Source organism: Sulfolobales archaeon (assembly GCA_038897115.1).
GTDB lineage: Archaea > Thermoproteota > Thermoprotei_A > Sulfolobales > AG1 > AG1.
Window position 1 is genome coordinate 1 of the sequence record JAWAXC010000048.1, and the last position, 16,682, is coordinate 16,682.

General features: G+C 44.4%; 20 protein-coding genes. 7 read left to right on the forward strand and 13 right to left on the reverse strand.

Annotated features, from left to right (window positions below):
• Positions 1–66: 66 nt before the first annotated feature.
• Both QXE01_07305 and QXE01_07310 read left to right on the forward strand, forming a co-directional pair.
• Complete coding sequence (locus QXE01_07305; GenBank protein MEM4971040.1) at positions 67–543, forward strand: hypothetical protein; 477 nt, start codon at positions 67–69, stop codon at positions 541–543.
• Complete coding sequence (locus QXE01_07310; protein MEM4971041.1) at positions 536–2,356, forward strand: ATP-dependent DNA helicase; 1,821 nt, start codon at positions 536–538, stop codon at positions 2,354–2,356. Before QXE01_07305 ends, QXE01_07310 begins: the two co-directional genes overlap by 8 nt.
• A 172-nt stretch (positions 2,357–2,528) precedes the next feature.
• Here the strand turns inward: QXE01_07310 and QXE01_07315 are convergent, their stop codons facing one another.
• On the reverse strand, positions 2,529–3,650 hold the full coding sequence (locus QXE01_07315; protein ID MEM4971042.1) for a branched-chain amino acid ABC transporter permease: 1,122 nt from the start codon (positions 3,648–3,650) through the stop codon (positions 2,529–2,531).
• Positions 3,651–3,655: 5 nt separating this feature from the next.
• Positions 3,656–4,672 carry a branched-chain amino acid ABC transporter permease gene (locus QXE01_07320; GenBank protein ID MEM4971043.1) on the reverse strand — a complete coding sequence of 339 codons (1,017 nt, stop codon included), beginning with the start codon at positions 4,670–4,672 and terminating at the stop codon, positions 3,656–3,658.
• A gap of 80 nt (positions 4,673–4,752) precedes the next feature.
• Here QXE01_07320 and QXE01_07325 point away from each other — a divergent pair, with 80 nt between their 5' ends.
• On the forward strand, positions 4,753–6,102 hold the full coding sequence (locus QXE01_07325; protein ID MEM4971044.1) for an ABC transporter substrate-binding protein: 1,350 nt from the start codon (positions 4,753–4,755) through the stop codon (positions 6,100–6,102).
• Between the two features lie 158 nt (positions 6,103–6,260).
• Positions 6,261–6,473 (forward strand): hypothetical protein, encoded by a 213-nt coding sequence (locus tag QXE01_07330; protein MEM4971045.1) that lies wholly within the window; start codon positions 6,261–6,263, stop codon positions 6,471–6,473.
• A 68-nt stretch (positions 6,474–6,541) separates the two neighbouring features.
• Here the strand turns inward: QXE01_07330 and QXE01_07335 are convergent, their stop codons facing one another.
• The 4 genes from QXE01_07335 to QXE01_07350 all read right to left on the reverse strand — a co-directional run bounded on the left by QXE01_07335 (position 6,542) and on the right by QXE01_07350 (position 8,695).
• Positions 6,542–6,838: a hypothetical protein gene (locus tag QXE01_07335; protein ID MEM4971046.1), complete on the reverse strand. Its 297-nt coding sequence runs from the start codon at positions 6,836–6,838 to the stop codon at positions 6,542–6,544.
• Positions 6,839–7,072: 234 nt separating this feature from the next.
• Positions 7,073–7,786, reverse strand: a complete 714-nt coding sequence (locus QXE01_07340) for a 6-hydroxymethylpterin diphosphokinase MptE-like protein (protein ID MEM4971047.1) — start codon at positions 7,784–7,786, stop codon at positions 7,073–7,075.
• Between the two features lie 124 nt (positions 7,787–7,910).
• Positions 7,911–8,243, reverse strand: coding sequence for a PqqD family protein (locus QXE01_07345; GenBank protein MEM4971048.1), 333 nt, complete (start codon positions 8,241–8,243; stop codon positions 7,911–7,913).
• Positions 8,243–8,695 (reverse strand): OB-fold nucleic acid binding domain-containing protein, encoded by a 453-nt coding sequence (locus QXE01_07350; GenBank protein MEM4971049.1) that lies wholly within the window; start codon positions 8,693–8,695, stop codon positions 8,243–8,245. The genes QXE01_07345 and QXE01_07350 overlap by 1 nt, the downstream gene beginning before the upstream one ends.
• Before the next feature lie 198 nt (positions 8,696–8,893).
• Here QXE01_07350 and QXE01_07355 point away from each other — a divergent pair, with 198 nt between their 5' ends.
• The gene (locus QXE01_07355; GenBank protein MEM4971050.1) at positions 8,894–9,811 is read left to right on the forward strand and encodes a cation diffusion facilitator family transporter; all 918 of its coding nucleotides are present in this window, start codon (positions 8,894–8,896) and stop codon (positions 9,809–9,811) included.
• 56 nt (positions 9,812–9,867) lie between these two features.
• Positions 9,868–11,205, forward strand: a complete 1,338-nt coding sequence (purB, locus tag QXE01_07360; GenBank protein ID MEM4971051.1) for an adenylosuccinate lyase — start codon at positions 9,868–9,870, stop codon at positions 11,203–11,205.
• A gap of 103 nt (positions 11,206–11,308) precedes the next feature.
• Here purB and QXE01_07365 read toward each other — a convergent pair whose 3' ends face one another.
• The 5 genes from QXE01_07365 to QXE01_07385 all read right to left on the reverse strand — a co-directional run bounded on the left by QXE01_07365 (position 11,309) and on the right by QXE01_07385 (position 13,875).
• Positions 11,309–11,509, reverse strand: coding sequence for a hypothetical protein (locus tag QXE01_07365; protein MEM4971052.1), 201 nt, complete (start codon positions 11,507–11,509; stop codon positions 11,309–11,311).
• A 14-nt stretch (positions 11,510–11,523) separates the two neighbouring features.
• Positions 11,524–11,919: an NAD(+)/NADH kinase gene (locus tag QXE01_07370; protein ID MEM4971053.1), complete on the reverse strand. Its 396-nt coding sequence runs from the start codon at positions 11,917–11,919 to the stop codon at positions 11,524–11,526.
• A gap of 34 nt (positions 11,920–11,953) precedes the next feature.
• A complete protein-coding gene (locus tag QXE01_07375; protein MEM4971054.1) occupies positions 11,954–12,112 on the reverse strand; it encodes a hypothetical protein in 159 nt (52 codons plus the stop codon).
• Positions 12,113–12,202: 90 nt separating this feature from the next.
• Positions 12,203–12,718, reverse strand: coding sequence for a tRNA (N6-threonylcarbamoyladenosine(37)-N6)-methyltransferase TrmO (gene tsaA / locus QXE01_07380; GenBank protein ID MEM4971055.1), 516 nt, complete (start codon positions 12,716–12,718; stop codon positions 12,203–12,205).
• A gap of 215 nt (positions 12,719–12,933) precedes the next feature.
• Positions 12,934–13,875: an asparagine synthase-related protein gene (locus QXE01_07385; GenBank protein ID MEM4971056.1), complete on the reverse strand. Its 942-nt coding sequence runs from the start codon at positions 13,873–13,875 to the stop codon at positions 12,934–12,936.
• Positions 13,876–13,925: 50 nt separating this feature from the next.
• Between QXE01_07385 and QXE01_07390 the strand changes: the two genes are divergently transcribed.
• Positions 13,926–15,095 (forward strand): TGS domain-containing protein, encoded by a 1,170-nt coding sequence (locus tag QXE01_07390; protein ID MEM4971057.1) that lies wholly within the window; start codon positions 13,926–13,928, stop codon positions 15,093–15,095.
• Between the two features lie 153 nt (positions 15,096–15,248).
• On the opposite strand, the gene QXE01_07395 is transcribed toward QXE01_07390, so the two are convergent.
• Positions 15,249–16,352 carry an inositol-3-phosphate synthase gene (locus QXE01_07395; protein ID MEM4971058.1) on the reverse strand — a complete coding sequence of 368 codons (1,104 nt, stop codon included), beginning with the start codon at positions 16,350–16,352 and terminating at the stop codon, positions 15,249–15,251.
• Between the two features lie 139 nt (positions 16,353–16,491).
• A partial coding sequence (locus QXE01_07400) for a hypothetical protein (protein MEM4971059.1) occupies positions 16,492–16,682 on the reverse strand: 191 nt, incomplete at its 5' end.

Sequence of the window (16,682 nt, forward strand, 5' to 3'; positions counted from 1 at the left end):
GACCTATAGATATATTATTGCTGGCTCTAGATATTATGGGATGCTTTTACGAACCCCGTTAGGGCTTTGATCGGGATCCTGGAGAGGGCTTCAGAGGGAACCAGTATCTATAGAGTTTTAGAAGGTATATCTGTTCTTGCATCGCTAGCCATACTACTTATACTAGATCTTGCTATAGGTATTCACAACATTTTATATCCAGTCGCTGGAGTGATATCTATCTATGGTAGTCATCATCTGAGGAGGTGTAGAAACCTATATCAGGGGTATCTATGGGGCATAGAGGGTATGGGTTATCTACTAGATAGGAGAGGCCTCTACATGATTGTTATAAGGGCTATATTTTTCGTAGAGATCTTCCTAATAGCTTTAGGGATCTCTCTTATCATATACCCAGTTATAGGCTACCAACTACTTGGGGGATACGGATCATATATATTACTCGCCTCCCTATCCTCCTTCGCCTCAGTAGCTATTATAGGTCACTTCACAAGGGTAGAGCTATATAGAATCTTCATTGAGAAGGTGCGTAGAGGTGGCTGAAGAGTTCTTCCCACACACCAGCTTTAGGCCGGGCCAGAGGGAGGTTTTAAAGAGGATCAGAGAGGAGCTAGCCTCCACAAGGATTCTGATCCTAAGGGCCCCCACAGGTTTTGGCAAAACAGCTGTGGGGATAGCAACGGGGATGATGAGGCCACCAGCTATACATTCTGTGAGGACTAGGAACGAGATAACACCTGTCCTCAGGGATCTCAAGAAGCTCTCTAAAAGGGTTAGAGGTGTTAGATACAGCTTCATACATTCCGCCCATGCAATGTGCCCCCTTCTAAGCGATAAGAAGATAGATCCTGAGGATTTCTGGCTGAACTGCCAGATCCTCAGGGAGATGGGTCTATGTAGCTACTATATAAAATCCCTCTCCATAGCTGAAGAGGATATCGAGGATATACTGGCTACCTCAGAGAACCATGTAGAGTGTGTAAAGCGAATCTCTAGAGAGCTAGGTGCATGCCCCTTCTTCTCCCTCGCAAGGCTTGCTAGAAGCTCTGACTATGTTGTTGCTACATATCCATATGTATTTTCAAGAGATCTGTTTTCCACAATCTATCCAGATGAGGATCCAGGTGAGTTTTCAGCTATAATAGATGAGGCACATATAATCATAGACCCCTCATCTATATTCTCATCAGAGATAAGCGTTACAAGGATAAGATCCTCTGTAAACGAGGTCAGAGAATACCTAGGCGGAGACCCCTTCACAGAAGACCTTATGGAGAGGATAGCGAGGCTTGTCGAAGAAAAGGCGAGGGATGAGAAGCTGAGGAGAATAGATAGGGCTTCCATGGGTATAGATAGCGATTCTATAGAACATCTAATCGATATAGCTTTAGAGGTTAAGAAGAGGGCTATAGAGAGGATCCTTTCTAGAGGCTCTGTGAGTGATGCAGCATCTAAAAGGGTCTCCATGGTAAAGGTAGCCCTATCACTAGCGTTGCTCGAGGATAGCAGGTTTGAGGCATTTGCATATAGAGATGGGCAGAACGCGTGGCTGAAGATCTCAGCTGTGGATCATAGCGTTGTCTCAGAAGCCCTTCAAGCATATAGATCTACACTGCTTATGTCAGGCACACCCCCCTCTAAAGAGTATATAGAGAGGATCCTTGGCCTGGGAGGGGTATCATATATAGATGCTATGGAGGCAGGCGCGTGGTCGCCATATACAAATATGGCTGTGATACTTACTAGCCAGCTGACATCGAGGTACATCGAAAGGGGGGATACGATGTATAAGCTCTACTCGGAATATATAGATGCCCTCGATAGCCTCGTAAAAGGGGTTAAGCTAATAGTATATCCCAGCTATAACTTCATGAGAAAGGTTGTTGAGAAGCTCGGCTGGAGGGGATATATAGAGGATAGAGGATCCACAATAGAAGATCTCGAAGAGGGGGTTAGAGCAGACGGGCTAATCCATGTTGTAGCAGGTGGAAAGCTATCTGAGGGGATAGAGTTGGTGGAGAATGGGAGATCCCTTATAAAATCAGTCTTCATAGCAGGTGTACCATATCCCCAGAGAGACGATTATATCGAGGAGCTTCTCAAGAATATGAGGAGAAAGGTCCCTGATAGAGAGGCTTGGGACTATGTATATAATATGGCGTCATCGATAAGAGCTATGCAGGCGATAGGAAGATCTGTTAGGAGTGAGGAGGATAGAGCATTGATAGTGCTGGGCGACAGAAGATTCATGGCTCAAGAGGTGAGGAAATATATGGGCATCAGAATCGGGAGAATAGCTAGGAATATTGTGGAATTCAAATCTCTGGTGAGGCTTGTTGCAGAGAACTTCTTATAGATAGATGAGGCGGATTTTAGCTGTGAATGTTTATAAGCACCTATTAGTTAGATCTAGTGATGATGAAACCCGGCAAAACAGATATATGAAGATCTATTCATGCACTGATTCCATTCACACCGATTATCATAACTTGCTTCGCTATCTCCAACCACAGCTGTGAAAGCCCTAACTAGCCTCTACCACTACCTTCATCCTCCTCTCCACTTCTTATAGCTCTTCCCTTGAATATAGATGCCACATATCTATAGCCAGGGGTCTCGATAGGCTTTTCTGGAAGTATGCCTTGAGGCCTTAGATAGAGGATTAGTATAATTACTATTGCGAAAACGAGTCTTTCAATCCTTGTGACATCGAACCAGCTCACATCAACGGGGGTTCCCCATATATTGAGGATCCAAGATATTCCTGAGAGTATCTGCTCTTTATAGAAGTTAATCGCCCTCGATGATGCCCAATATATAGAGACACCTATTATCACACCCAGATTATTACCGGCACCACCCATCAATACCATTAGCCATGGTATGAATGTATATAGATACCTATCGTATTTATCTACTGTCAACCCGCCGGAGTACATGGTATCTATGTATCCAGCTGCTGCAGCAATAGCAGAGCCTACCACCATTGCTTTAACCCTCAGAGATCTTGTGTTGATACCTAGACTCTCCGCTGCGAGCTCGTTCTCCCTCATAGCCCTTAGAGCTCTTCCAAACGGTGTTCTGAGCATATAGCTTGTGAAGAGGAGAGATGCTATTAGAAGCAGTGATGATACATATAGATATACCCAGGATTTTGGCCCTAGCCAGCCAAGCGGATCTGGCACAGATACTCCTCTAGTCCCATTTAATATGGGGTCGTAGTTCCTATTAATAGCCCTGAATATCTCTGCTATTGCTATGAGCGTTATAGCTAGATAGTCCTCCCTAAGCTTGAAAGCTGGGAGCACAGCTATATAGCCTAGGAATGCTCCGAAGCATATAGCTATTGCCATGCCCAGGAGCATCATAAGCAGCGAGTTCGCTGGGTGTGTGTTCATATATGCCTGTAGCTCCACAGAGGCTGGGCCATTATTAAATATATAATCTGTTTTAGGTGCATCAACAAACACCACCTGGATCATTCTCGGCACTAGGGATCCTGCTACGATAGCCCCACCAAGGATCGGTAGAACCTTACCGAAGTTAGGGAGCCCTGCATATCCATACTCTAGGTTAAGGGATAATGAGATCACAGAGAATATAGCTATAAACGGTATTGTATCTATAACGAGGCTCAGTATATCTGCCACATAGATCACCTCCTAATAATTGATGAGAGCTTATTAGCAGCTCTAGATACCGCTGGGGCTAGGCCTGTTGGTGCAAATGCTATGAACAACACTATCAAGATCATTGGAAAGACAAAGCCGTATTTCAGGATCTCGCCAGCGCCCTGATAACCTATTGAATATAGACATCCATAGATCTGGGACGGTAGTATTGATTCCGCATATGCCACCAGCAGCGCCCCTAGGAAAGGGCCGTAGATGCTTGAGAGCCCACCAGCTATGCTTACAGCGAATATGGTAATTAATATCCTGGCTGGGACGCTGGGATCTACATAGAACCACATTGGATAGAAAAGCCCTGCCAGTCCTCCGAGCGCGCCTGCTAGGAACCACGAGAATATATATATCCTGCTAGTAGGTATTCCCAATATCTCTGCAAGCCCGGGGTTCTCAATAGCTGCCCTCATAGCTATGCCCAGCTTAGTTTTATTGATGAAGATATATAGTAGCGATATAAGTGCTGCTAGAAGGGCTAGAACTATTAGTGGTGCAGCTGTTATCTGTGGATTAGCGATAACCACTATATCATCTGATCTGAAGAGGAATCCCTTGGCCGTATAGATCTTATACACGTAATAATAATAATCTGTTAAAATATATATAATAGTAGATCCAAATAGATCTACAGCTATTGTAGCTATCATGAGCTGAACAATCGAGGCACCCCTAGACGATAGAGGCTTTATAACCAAGAGATATGTTGCTAGAGACGCGATCCCACCCAGGATAAAGGCGAGAGGGGCTAGAGGATATGGTGGCATAACGTTAAGGATCTTTGGGTGTCCGAGAAAAGCTACATACATACCAAGCCCTACATAGAAGCCATATGCAAAGTTGGGGACCTTAGTTGTTTGATACATGAGCGTTAACCCTAGCCCCATAAGGCTTAGAATACCCATGTAAAATAGAAACCCTATTAACTGTTGAAACTGTATACTAGCAATTCCAGCAAGGCAGGAGGCCGCATCTCCTAAACCGGGCATAAACTAAACCTAATCTATATATAGTTCTGCACTTATAAACCCCTAAGTTTAATATAGAGAGAAAGGTGATTTAGGTGGGTTTGAAGAGCTCAGTTGGTGTATCAGCTACACAAGCTATAATATATATAGTGTTACTCGTAGTTGGGATTGCTGCAGGCTATGCCATAGGAGGATCTGTTGCAGCTCCACCAGCTAAAGTGGTTACAGTGACACAGCCTGGAGGCGTCTCTACCGTAACAGCTATGGTTACAACAACTATAGCCACAACTGTAACTCCTGTTGCAGGCCTTAGAGGAGAGATCCTTATAGGGGCATTGCTACCGCTAAGCGGTGATCTAGCAAGCGAGGGGCCTTTAAATAGGGTTGCTGCTGAGATGGCTATCGAGGATCTGAATAGCTATGTGAAGGCCCTGGGTCTTCCAATAACATTCAGACTTCTTGTAGAGGATAGCGCTACAGATCCCACAACAGCTCTCAACAAGCTCCAATCACTATATGCCAGAGGCGTTAGAGCCGTTGTAGGCCCTATGACAAGTGCTGAGGTTAGGAATTTGAAGAGCTATGCAGATGGAAATAAGATAGTTATCTGTAGCCAGTCCTCTACAGCACCTGATCTTGCGGTACCTGACTATATATTTAGGGATGTTCCCAACGATAGGTACCAGGGTAGAGCTCTTGCAAGGCTCATGTATGACTATGGAATACGATATGTGTATATACTCTATAGGAATGATGCATGGGGTAAGGGGCTTGCAGATGCTACAGCAGCTAGGTTTAAAGAGATAGGAGGTACTGTGCTTGCCAGCGTGGGATATGATCCTAAGAAGGGTGATTTCTCATCCGAGCTGGGCGCGGCAGCGTCAACAGTTAGGGATGCGATTAATAGATATGGAGCCTCAAAGGTAGGGGTTCTATTGATAAGCTTCGAGGAGGGAGGAGTTATAACAGCACAAGCAGGCGGGTATTCAGAGCTTATGAGCGTTACATGGTTCGGAAGTGATGGCACAGCGCTAAACTCAAAGATCCTGGAACAGGCGGGTACACAGCTAGCTAAGGTAAAACACCTAGCAACGATCTTCGCCCCTACACAGAGCCCCAAGTTCATGGACTTCGTCAATAGGTTTAAGAGCAGGACAGGCGAATATCCAGGGACATATCCAGCTACAGCCTATGATTGTGTCTGGCTGCTGGGGCTAGCAATAATACAAGCTGGGAAATACGATGGAGAGGCGATTAAGAATGCCATGATACCTGTTTCAAGAACATATTTCGGAGTGTCTGGGTGGACAATATTAGATGATAATGGGGATAGAGCTGGAGGAGACTACGATGTATGGGCAGTTGTTATCAAGGATGGTAAGCCAACATGGGAGAGAGTTGCTCTAGTAGATGTCGGCGCTGATAGTGTAACATGGTTTAAGAAAATATAGGGGAGAGCTATTAAGGCCTTACAAAACCCCTAAATAGTTTTATTTTAAATATAAATATGATTTTTACAACTGAAAGCCCCGTCCTTTAGGGCGGGGATGTTGTTAATGCTTATAATCTTTGATGCAAGTACTATAGCTAGATGATGAAGTGGCTAAGCATGGCAACCAGGCCCCCGGATGATCATGAATGGGGGCTAACAGCCATATCCCCGAGTCCCCGGGAGGGGATAGGGGTAATGGGCCGGAGACCCGGCCCAGGACTAAACCCACGAGAACCTGGGATGATCTACTATAGAATTGAAAGGGGAGGAGGTCAGCATATAATAAATCTACGGCTGAAAACTTACTCTTCAAGGCTAAGGAAGAACTAGGTTGAGAATTTCCTAGCCTTAGGATGAGAACCTATTCTTAGGGATATTAATAATTAAGGATTAAGGTGTTACTCTGTTTCTTCCTCCTCTTCCTCCTCCTCACCCTCATATTTAGGCGCATATCCCCAGCTCTTAATACCCTTTTCACACTCCCTTAGATGGTTAATAACATCTTCTTCAGTTAATAAATATGTGGTATTCTCAGGTATATATCCCCTAACCCTTTGCCCCTCTGGACATAGCTTATCGGGATCGCTACATCTGGGGCAAACATACATACCAGTAACTCTATCCCTACATAAAACGATCTCCCTATCACCAAACCTTATAGTTGTTCTCTCCCACTCGGGGTTCCATTGATACATATAATCCCACATATATGGTTTTCCTAAAGCTCTGATAAGCTAGAGGCCGGTCTTCTCCCTACTATTTAGAGTATTGCCTCTATGCTGTAAAACATTGCCTCTTCTTATCAATATAATCTCTGCATATCAATTTAGTTCTAATATCGCTTATCCTTTGAGATTATATTGTGTAGAACCTTTTGATCTAAAGTTTCTCACAATCTAAAAGCTAGCTGCGGTTTAAGCCCATAGATCCTATATAATAGTGTTTAGATAGAGCCCACCGATGATCCTATGTCCCCAGCGCAGTTTTCGGATCTTTGATATGGTTGCTGGGCTGTTCTCACCATATATACTCTTCGAGAGATATGTTGAGAGCTCAGAATCAAGATCCATTCCAATTTGAGTGATCTCCGAAGCTCCAAGGGCTTTGGCAAGAACGAAGGCTCTATCGCCATCCGTAAATCCCGGGATCATTGTTAGCTCTGGGCATGGGTAGCAAACCTGTGTTGTAAAAACAACTCTTTCCCTCCATCTCCTGAGATAGTCTAAGATATGCGGGATATTCCTATAGTTATCCCCATGTATCTGAATGACTATGTAGCCACCGCGATTAAATACAAGCTCGGCTGGTTTAACACCACCATCTAGATCAGTAATAGATACTGGTATAACATCCTCTAGATCCTTTAAAAGGGAGCAAGCGCCATCCGCACAGAAAACACATGACCCCCTCTCTATCCTTGTATAGTTCTTCAGAGCGCTAGGCCCCGCTCCAACTACATATACCTTTCTCCCTAGAACCGCCCTCTTGATCTCCTGCATTATATCTAAAGGATCCCTCACACCTATGCTCCTCGCAACTAGGCATGCCATTTGAGAAGCCTCCCACTCCAAATCTAGATCAAATCCTAGATCATTTAAAACCATCCTATACAGCTCCGATGTCCTAATCAGATCCCAGCGCAAAAGCCCACCTATATATAGTTAATGCTAGAAACTAATTCAACATAGACAGCCTCTTCTAAATACGGAGTTGGTTAAAAGCATATAGAACTAAATCGGATTAGATATTATAAAAAATAAGCCTAAGTTATAGATCATCTGATTCTAAATCCTGCTCCTCGGCCTCTTCGGAGGGGGGAGGTGTGGAGGTCTCCCCAAATACAACTAGCTTGGCTTGTGAGAGAGCCTCTAAGATAGCCTCTACTGGAGACTCTACCTCCGACACATCTAGCTTTAGATCGTTAGCAACCTTACTTATTATCTCATCAACAGTTCTAACCCCATCACATAGTGTCCATATATAGTAAGCAGCTGGGTTAAGCGCGTAGGCCTCATCCTCGCTTAGAGCTATAATATAGTTCTCCCCCTCCATCCCAACATGCTCTCCCTGCCTTAAGGGCTTCATATCATGGCTAATCATTACTCACCACCCCTTCTAAACCCTCCCCTTCTAGGCCCTCTTCCCCCTCTAAAGCCACCTGCCCTCTGAGGTCTATAGTCCTCTGGAGCTTTTACAAACTCCTCAGGTATCTGATCTATAGGCGGTACCTCATTATCATCTATAACCTGTAGCTCTGTCTTAGAGCTCACATTAACCTGAACCTCTCCCTTATAGGCCGAGGTCCAGGCATTCCTTATCTCTACAGCCTCTCCCTCCTTGAGTGTCCCAGCATGCTTACCCCATAGAGTTACCTTAACCCTCCCTGTCTCATCACCGATCACAGCCTCGCTTATAGTTCTAAGCCCGCTCTTGGTCTGGATTGTCCTTGGTGGGGAGACCGATATTATCCTCCCCCTTATATTTATATTCTCGATACCTGGTTTCAATTCACTTATCTTCGGACTTGGATTCGGATTCGATTTCGGATCCAATTCCCTCCAACTCCTCGTATGTAATTATAGTTTTGCTAGAAAGCTTATAAATACCTACTTTCGATCTCCTGAATATAGATTAATAGTATGTATCGCGTTCCCTCAACTTAAGGGGCTATATGCTTGATCTCTCTACCCTATGCAGAGTTTCAGCAGTAATACTTAAAATCCTCTATGTGATTCCTATATAGAGCACTGTTGAAGCTTGATGAGAGGCATCCCATATTAATATCGATCCTGTTCAACATAGTTGCTATAGTAGTTAAGGCGTTGATCTTCAGCAACACATTATCTAGAGCAGTTTACTCAGAGATCTTCCACTCAATTGGTGACACATCTAACAGCCTAACCCTATATATAGGGACTAGAGCATCTAGTGCTAAGCCCTCGCCCAGATATCCTTTTGGAATTGGGAAAGCCCTGTATCTCTCAAGCCTCTTCTCCTCCATAATACTGGGGGGCTCTATATTCTATATGATCATAGCTGAGAACCTCAGGATCTATTCGAGTGCTGAGACATATATAGCGATTTCTAGTGGACACCTCTACTGGCTCTATATGCTAGCCCTCTCATCTTTTGACACTATAACGCTGATCTTATCTGTAAAAATAATGAGAGCCAGGGAGGGGAGAGCTATAGTCCTAGCTCCCCTAGTTCTAGAGGATCTCATGGGGATATCGGGAAACATCATGGCCTCAGCCTCTCTTATACTATCAAATATAGCTGTAGATCTAGCGCTCTCCAGCGTAATAGCCTTCATAACCCTCGCTGGATCTATACATATAGGCTATAGAAGCATAGAGGCATTGCTAGGCCATTCAGCCCCAAAGGAGGTGATCGCGAGGATTGTAAAGATATCCCTCTCAATACCAGGGGTTGTTGATGTAAATGATGTTAAGACAATGCTCATAGATCCTGATAGATATCTCGCAATAGTACAGATAGAGGTTAAAGAGGATATGACGATAAAAGAGGTTGAGGAGATTAAAGAAGAGATAGTAGATTCTATAAAAAAGAATCTACCGGAGATCCGCTATCTAATCCTAGACATAGTAAAGCCTAAGGAGCCTGCTAAAAGCTATGTAAGTCTCCTGAGGGAGATAAAAGAGATTTGATAACCAAAGTACTTTTACAGCTGAAAGCCTACACTTTAAGATGGGGAGGAGGTTAGATGCATATATGCCCCCTTGAGTGGAGATACGGATCAAGTGATATGAGGAATATATTTGCTATCTCGAACATTGTGAGAACATATATAGAAGTTGAGATAGCCCTCATGGCGGGGCTTGCAAGGGCTGGGATAGCCCCGACACACTGTGTGGAAGCCCTTAGAAAGTGCTCCGATGGCCTCGAACCTGGTGAGATCTATAGGCTTGAGGAGGCGATCGGCCATGATATAGCGTCTCTAGCATATATCCTTGGAGAGAGATGTGGTGAATGTGGAAGATATGTTCATCTAGGTGCTACAAGCTATGATATAGTGGATACCTCATGGGCTATCCTGATTGGGAGAGCCTTGGAAATTGTTAAGAGCAAGTTGAGAAGAATCCTCGAGGCTATATCCAAGCTAGCTATAGAGCATAGAGACACGATAATGGTTGGTAGAACACATGGACAGCACGCTCTACCAATAACCCTGGGCTTCAAGCTAGCAAACTATGTCTTTGAGCTTAGCAGGAGCTATGAGAGGATATGCCAGGCTGGGGAGAGGATCATAAGATCTAAATTCTCTGGAGCCGTTGGCACAATGGCTGCCTGGGGCGATAAGGGTTTCGAGGTTGAGAAAGGGGCCTCAGAATATCTGGGAATAGAGCCACATGTAATATCAACCCAGGTAGCCCCTAGAGACGGTTTTGCAGAGCTTATATCCATACTAGCTATTCTCGCGAGTCAGCTAGACAGATTTGCCCTCGAGGTGAGGGAGCTCTCTAGAACAGAGATCGGAGAGCTATATGAGTCTGAAGAAAGGGTTGGAAGCAGCACTATGCCCCACAAGAGGAACCCTACAGTCTCTGAGAGGATCTCTGGGCTAGCCAAGATCCTAAGATCCCTTGTAATAGCATCTTTGGAGAACATACCCCTCATGCACGAGAGGGATTTAACAAATAGTAGTAGCGAAAGGATCTTAATACCACATGCATTCCTAATAATAGATCAGATGCTAGAAGACACACTAAGACTACTTAAAATACTAAGGATCGATGTTAAAAAGATGATGGAAAACATAGGACTTACTAGAGGCGCCATAATGTCTGAATCTATAATGGTTAAGCTCGTAGAAAAGGGCATACCAAGACATATAGCACATAAAATGCTCTTAGAAGTAACTAGAGATCTAGGCGATAGATCTTTAACAGAGGCTTTAACAGCTAATCCTAACATATCTCAATATCTTTCAAAGGAGGAGATCGAGGAAGCCCTAGATCCGAGGAGATATCTAGGGAAATATGGAGAACTGATCGAAAGAGCCATCAAATATATGGAAAAAACTGTTGAGAAATGTAGATAGAGCCATTACCGCTTCTCCCTACCGCTTTGCTTTGTTTAGTGGTATGGATTCCACCTCGCCTGGAGGGCTTGCCCAGTTCACCCCAAGGGCTCATAGGTAGTTGTTAAGCCCAGCAGCATGTGGCTTCATCGCCTGGGCGGTTCCAATTAGTCGGAGAATAAGATATATAGATCTTAGCATGGCATAGAAAGACACAACCCAGAATAGAAAACAATAACTCAAAGTTTCTGCCCCTTATAGCCATAGCCTCAACCTCCTCATCCTCCGCTGCTGTGAACACCATCTTACCCGACTCGACCAGCATCTCATTCTGTGGTACTAGTAGGTAGCCGTGGAGCTTTTCCTAAGCCTTCCCCTTCTAAATTCATCCTTATCAACATCTAGAACCTCCCTCTTAACTAGGGGTGCTAGCCCCTCAAGGAATCTCTCCACTATCCTAGCTGCAACTCTGGGGTTTATGGCGAAGACTGAGCTGTAAACCTTAACACCAGCTGGTACAGCTGGAACAGGGATCCTCCTGTCTACATTATCGAGTATATCATGTACAGTTCTATCACCGCTAACGAATACTAGTAGCTTAACACCCATACTAGCTATCTGGCTAGCACACCTCCTAGTATCGAAGGCTGTAGTAGACCAGACACGAGTAGTGACGCACCTAACCACCTCAGCATATACCTCGTGGCCCGTGCCCTTAACAACATCAAACCCCATAAGACCCGGGGGATTAGAAGTCTAGCACCAGGCCTTAGACTCTCAAGGAAACCCTAGCTCTCTTAGGTGAAACAAGCTTAGCCCCCATAGCTAAAGCCCTCAAGCCATAAGCATCATCACTACCCTTAAAACCAAGCCTACCATCAATACCGACTAGAGGATCAACTATGAAGCTTACAGGGCCTCTACCCACACTACCTTAACCCACTAACGTGAAGCGCCTTAGGGATTTTAGCTTTTTAATATGAACTCCCAGCTCCTAAAATTAAAGAACCCACGTGGTTCACCCGCTACACGGCCCAAGCCATGGGGCAATCCTACTATAATCCCATTTCCTCCTCCACTCATCCCACCTCTCCCTAAACCACCATGGAACCCTGGGATTCCTAACTATATCGTAGTAATCGTATGGTTTTATGTCGAGAACAGGTGATCCGCTCCACGCGTCTAAGCCTCTAACCTTAAGCCTAGGAACGTTAACCTCCATAAGCTCAACAACTGATATAGCTATAGGGTTAGGTCTAGGCGGGAACCTGGTAGCAAATATACCCACCGTAGGATACCTATCTACACCCCATGGTTTAATAGTCAACCTAACCTCCCTCTCCTCGTGCATATAGTACACTACTATTGCATGCGAGTAATCCTCCAAACCCCTAAGACCCTCAACGTACTCATCATAGATCCTAATTGTTGAGGTAATCTCGTAACGCGACTTTGCTACACGGTGCTCCTCAGGTCTCGGTATACCCTCCTCCACTATACCAATAGGCTTAAAGCATATAGTAGAGTTTGACATGGTAACCACCAACTATAACACAGTACTCTAGGCTTAAGCTTAAAGCATAGGATTACTCTAAACCCTAACCTCCCAGGTTTTTACATCTATAAGCCTCGCCCCTTTAGGGCGGGGGTGTTGTTGATGCTCATAATCTTTGATACAAGTACTGCTGTTCTTATAACATAGCATTTCTAGCGATCTGGAATCCTTGATTTAGATTTTTAATTAATTAACTAGCTTTTCTCATAATATCCACATCTCTTGCAATATCCTCTCTTAACCCTTCCACCACATATTCTACATCTCTCGACCCCTTCAACCTTTCTAGGCTCTCCCCTAAGCTCTAAGTATCTTGCTAAGAGATAAGCCTGATCTTTTCCTCTCGGCCTTAGCACTCTCGATACCTTCTCGATTAGCTCTTCTGTCACTAGTGATTCCCATATCTGGCTTAGCATAAGAGATCCGCTGCCTCTTTCTATTGGTTCCTTTGCTCTTGTAAAAGATGGTATTGAGAGGTCTTCTAAAAGGCTTCTCAGAATATCCTTTCCCCTTGGCAGTGTACATGGGGAGATCTTACATTCTGAAGGGATCTCTATAGCAAGATCTATGACTCTCTTTGAAGCGAGAGGTGGATATACATCGATGCCGAGCTCCCTACCGATGGATACTGAGGAGAACTCCATATATGTTGATAGATCCTTTATATATGTTGATAGCTCATCCAGCCTATATAAATGCATATATGAATATCCAGCAAAAAGCTCGTCCCCTGCATCGCCTGTATATATGCATCTACACCCCATATTCATAGCTTCTCTAAGTGCTATGTAGATTGAGACGTCATTCCTAACCTCTATGGGATCGAAGGTGTCGAGCGCGTTTACTATGAAGTCGGTAGCCTTTAGAGCCTCTTGAACGCTGTATACTCTATAAATAGGTTCGATTCCAAGCGCTCTAGCAACGATCCCGCCCCAGTATAGGTCGCTTGCAACAGATCCCTCGAGACCAACTATAACCCCTTTTAAAGGGATCTTCACATAGCGCCTTGCTATAGAGGCTATGAAAGAAGTATCTATGCCCCCACTCATTACAATACAATCACATACTCTAGACGCTATCTCACTGCTAACAACCTCTATGAGGAGTTTTAAAGCGTTTAGGCAGTCAATTCTCATGGAGACATCATATAATCCTATATAATAGAAATATATATGGATAGCGAAACATGGTAACAAATCTACCCCCAGAGGCTAGAGCTAAGTTTGCTAAATATCAGGAGGCTAGAACACCTGAGGAGAAGCTACAGGCTCTCCAGGAGTTTCTATCAGCTGTTCCAAAGCACAAGGGTACTGAGAATCTTGTTCAGTGGGCTAGGAAGAGGATGGCGGAGCTTAGGGAGGAGATAGAGGAGAGGAAATCTAGAAAGGGGGGTGGGAGGGGCTCTATATATACTGTTGAGAGGGCTGGGGCGGCTCAGATGATTATGATAGGATTCACTAAAGCTGGTAAGACAGCTATACTTGCAAGGCTTACAAATGCCCGTGTAACCCCATCAGAGATACCATATGCCACTAAGGTTCCGACACCTGGCATGCTTGAGTACCAAGATATACAGTTCCAGCTCGTTGAGGCTCCATCGATAATCAGAGAAGATCCTGGTTCTAGATGGAATAGAAGATCTATAGGGCTTCTCAGAAATGCTGATGGAGCCATCATAGTTGTAGATCTCTCCCAAGATCCTGTTGGTGATTATAGAGAATTGGTTGATATGCTTGAAGAGGAGGATATAAAGATCAAGAGGCCAAAAGGCTTTGTAGTAGTTGAGAAGAGCCAGGGATCCCCTGGGATAAGGATTATATATCACGGCAAACTTGTAGATGGGACTGGGGAGGATGTTAAGAGGATCCTTGAGGGATATAGAATATACAGAGCCACAGTAAAGATCTATGGGGAAGCTACTTTAGAAGATGTTGAGAACTCGATCCTAGGAACCACTATCTATAGACCTGCTATAGTTATTGGTAATAAAGCAGATCTTGATGATGGGAGCAGGTGTAGAGAGTTGAGGGAAGCAGTTGACAGAGAGATCCCAGTAATCTGTGGCTCCGCCCTAACAGGTAGTGGGTTTGAAACCCTCGGAAGAATTATATTTGATAGGCTTGAGCTGATAAGGGTCTATACAAAACCCCCTAATGCAGAGCCTTCTAAAAAGCCTCTTGTTATTAAAAGGGGCGCCACTGTTCTCGATGTTGCAAAGGAGATCCACAAGGATCTATATAGGGGATTTAAATATGCTAGAATATGGGGGCCCTCTGCCAACTACCCTGGAGAGAGGGTGGGAGGGGATCATGTGCTCGAGGATGGAGATATAGTGGAGATTCATTCAACAACATAGTATTTCACCATATCTTCAAATAGCAATATTTATCGGTGTCAGAGTGAACTATGGGGCGTTCATCTAATCCCATGCTGCCCGCCTCATCATCCATAGAGATAGGTGGCTAGAAGGATTTTATCTCTTAAAGCTTTCACCTAATAGCCAGGCCTTTTAAGGCGGGGGAGGGTTTAGATCAACACCCTTTTCTATGTACTCCATAAACCATCTATATGCCTGCTCATCGTCATCAGCCTGTATAGGTGGGTGTTTGAATAGATAGGCGCTTGGCCCCGCTATAACCCCGCCATGGCCTCTATCTAGTGCAAGCTTAGCTACTCTTATCGCATCTATAAGAACAGCTGCTGCCATCGACTTATCATCTACCGAGAGCTTTGCCTCGATAACTACTGGCATACCGCCAAATGATCTTCCTTTTATGTATATATATGCAACCTTGGTATTCCCCAGGAAGGGTACATAGTCACTCGGGCCTATCCTCACCCTACCCTCTCTCTCAAGCTTATCGCCATATGGTAGCACACTTGTTACAGCCCTTGTCTTGCTTATCCTCTTGGAATGTAGCCTCGCCTCATCAACCATGTTCAGGAAATCCGTGTTACCCCCAACGTTGAGCTGGTATGTCTCTTCAACAACAACTCCTCTCATATGTAGAAGCCTTATGAGGGTTCTATGTAATATAGTCGCCCCTACCTGGCCCTTCACATCATCGCCTAGGAGGGGGATACCAGCCTCTTTATACAGCCTTGGCCAGGTACCGCTTGGATCGCTCGCTATGAAAACGGGGATCGCGTTTATAAAGGCTGCTCCAGCTTTTAGAGATGCTCTTGCATAGAATCTAGTGGCCTCTTCACTACCTACTGGGAGTAGGTTGATCACAACCTCAGCCCCAGAAGATCTCAGGACATCTACAACGGAATCGATAGTCACACTATAGTCTATAGGCTCGAAAAAATCCTTCATATGGGGAGCAACACCATCGAGAACCGGGCCGGGGGAAACCTTAACCCCTAGCAAACCCACATCATATATCCTTGGCACAGAGTTTGGATATTCAAATATAGCCTCGCCTAGATCCTTACCAACCTTCCTCCTAGACACATCAAAGGCTGCTACAAACTCTATATCTCTAACCCCATATCCACCTATATCCTCAGTCATAATGCCCTCGATAAAACCTCTAGATCTAGATAGCATGACTGATTGAACAAGCATAGAAGCTATGTTGCCAACGCCGACAATGGCAACTTTGATCAAATACCACACCTTACAATAATATACAATAAAAATATATAGGCTATGCGTGTCTCTTCACCGCAGGGTTGCACTTAGACATATATAGAGGGATAGCCATAATCTGTTTTATAATCAGCATTAGAGATCCATTACTACATAACTACATAGATCTCCTGCGGAACATCGCCACTAGATATATGGCGTTGAATGTGGATAGTATTGATGCTATATATAGATGTGCTTCGCTCTCCACGGTTCTTAATACAGAACCTATATATGGTGAGGGAATCCCCGCTATTGTTGATGCTACATATAGTGAGGAGTAGATCTTTCCGATATGCTCTCCATATA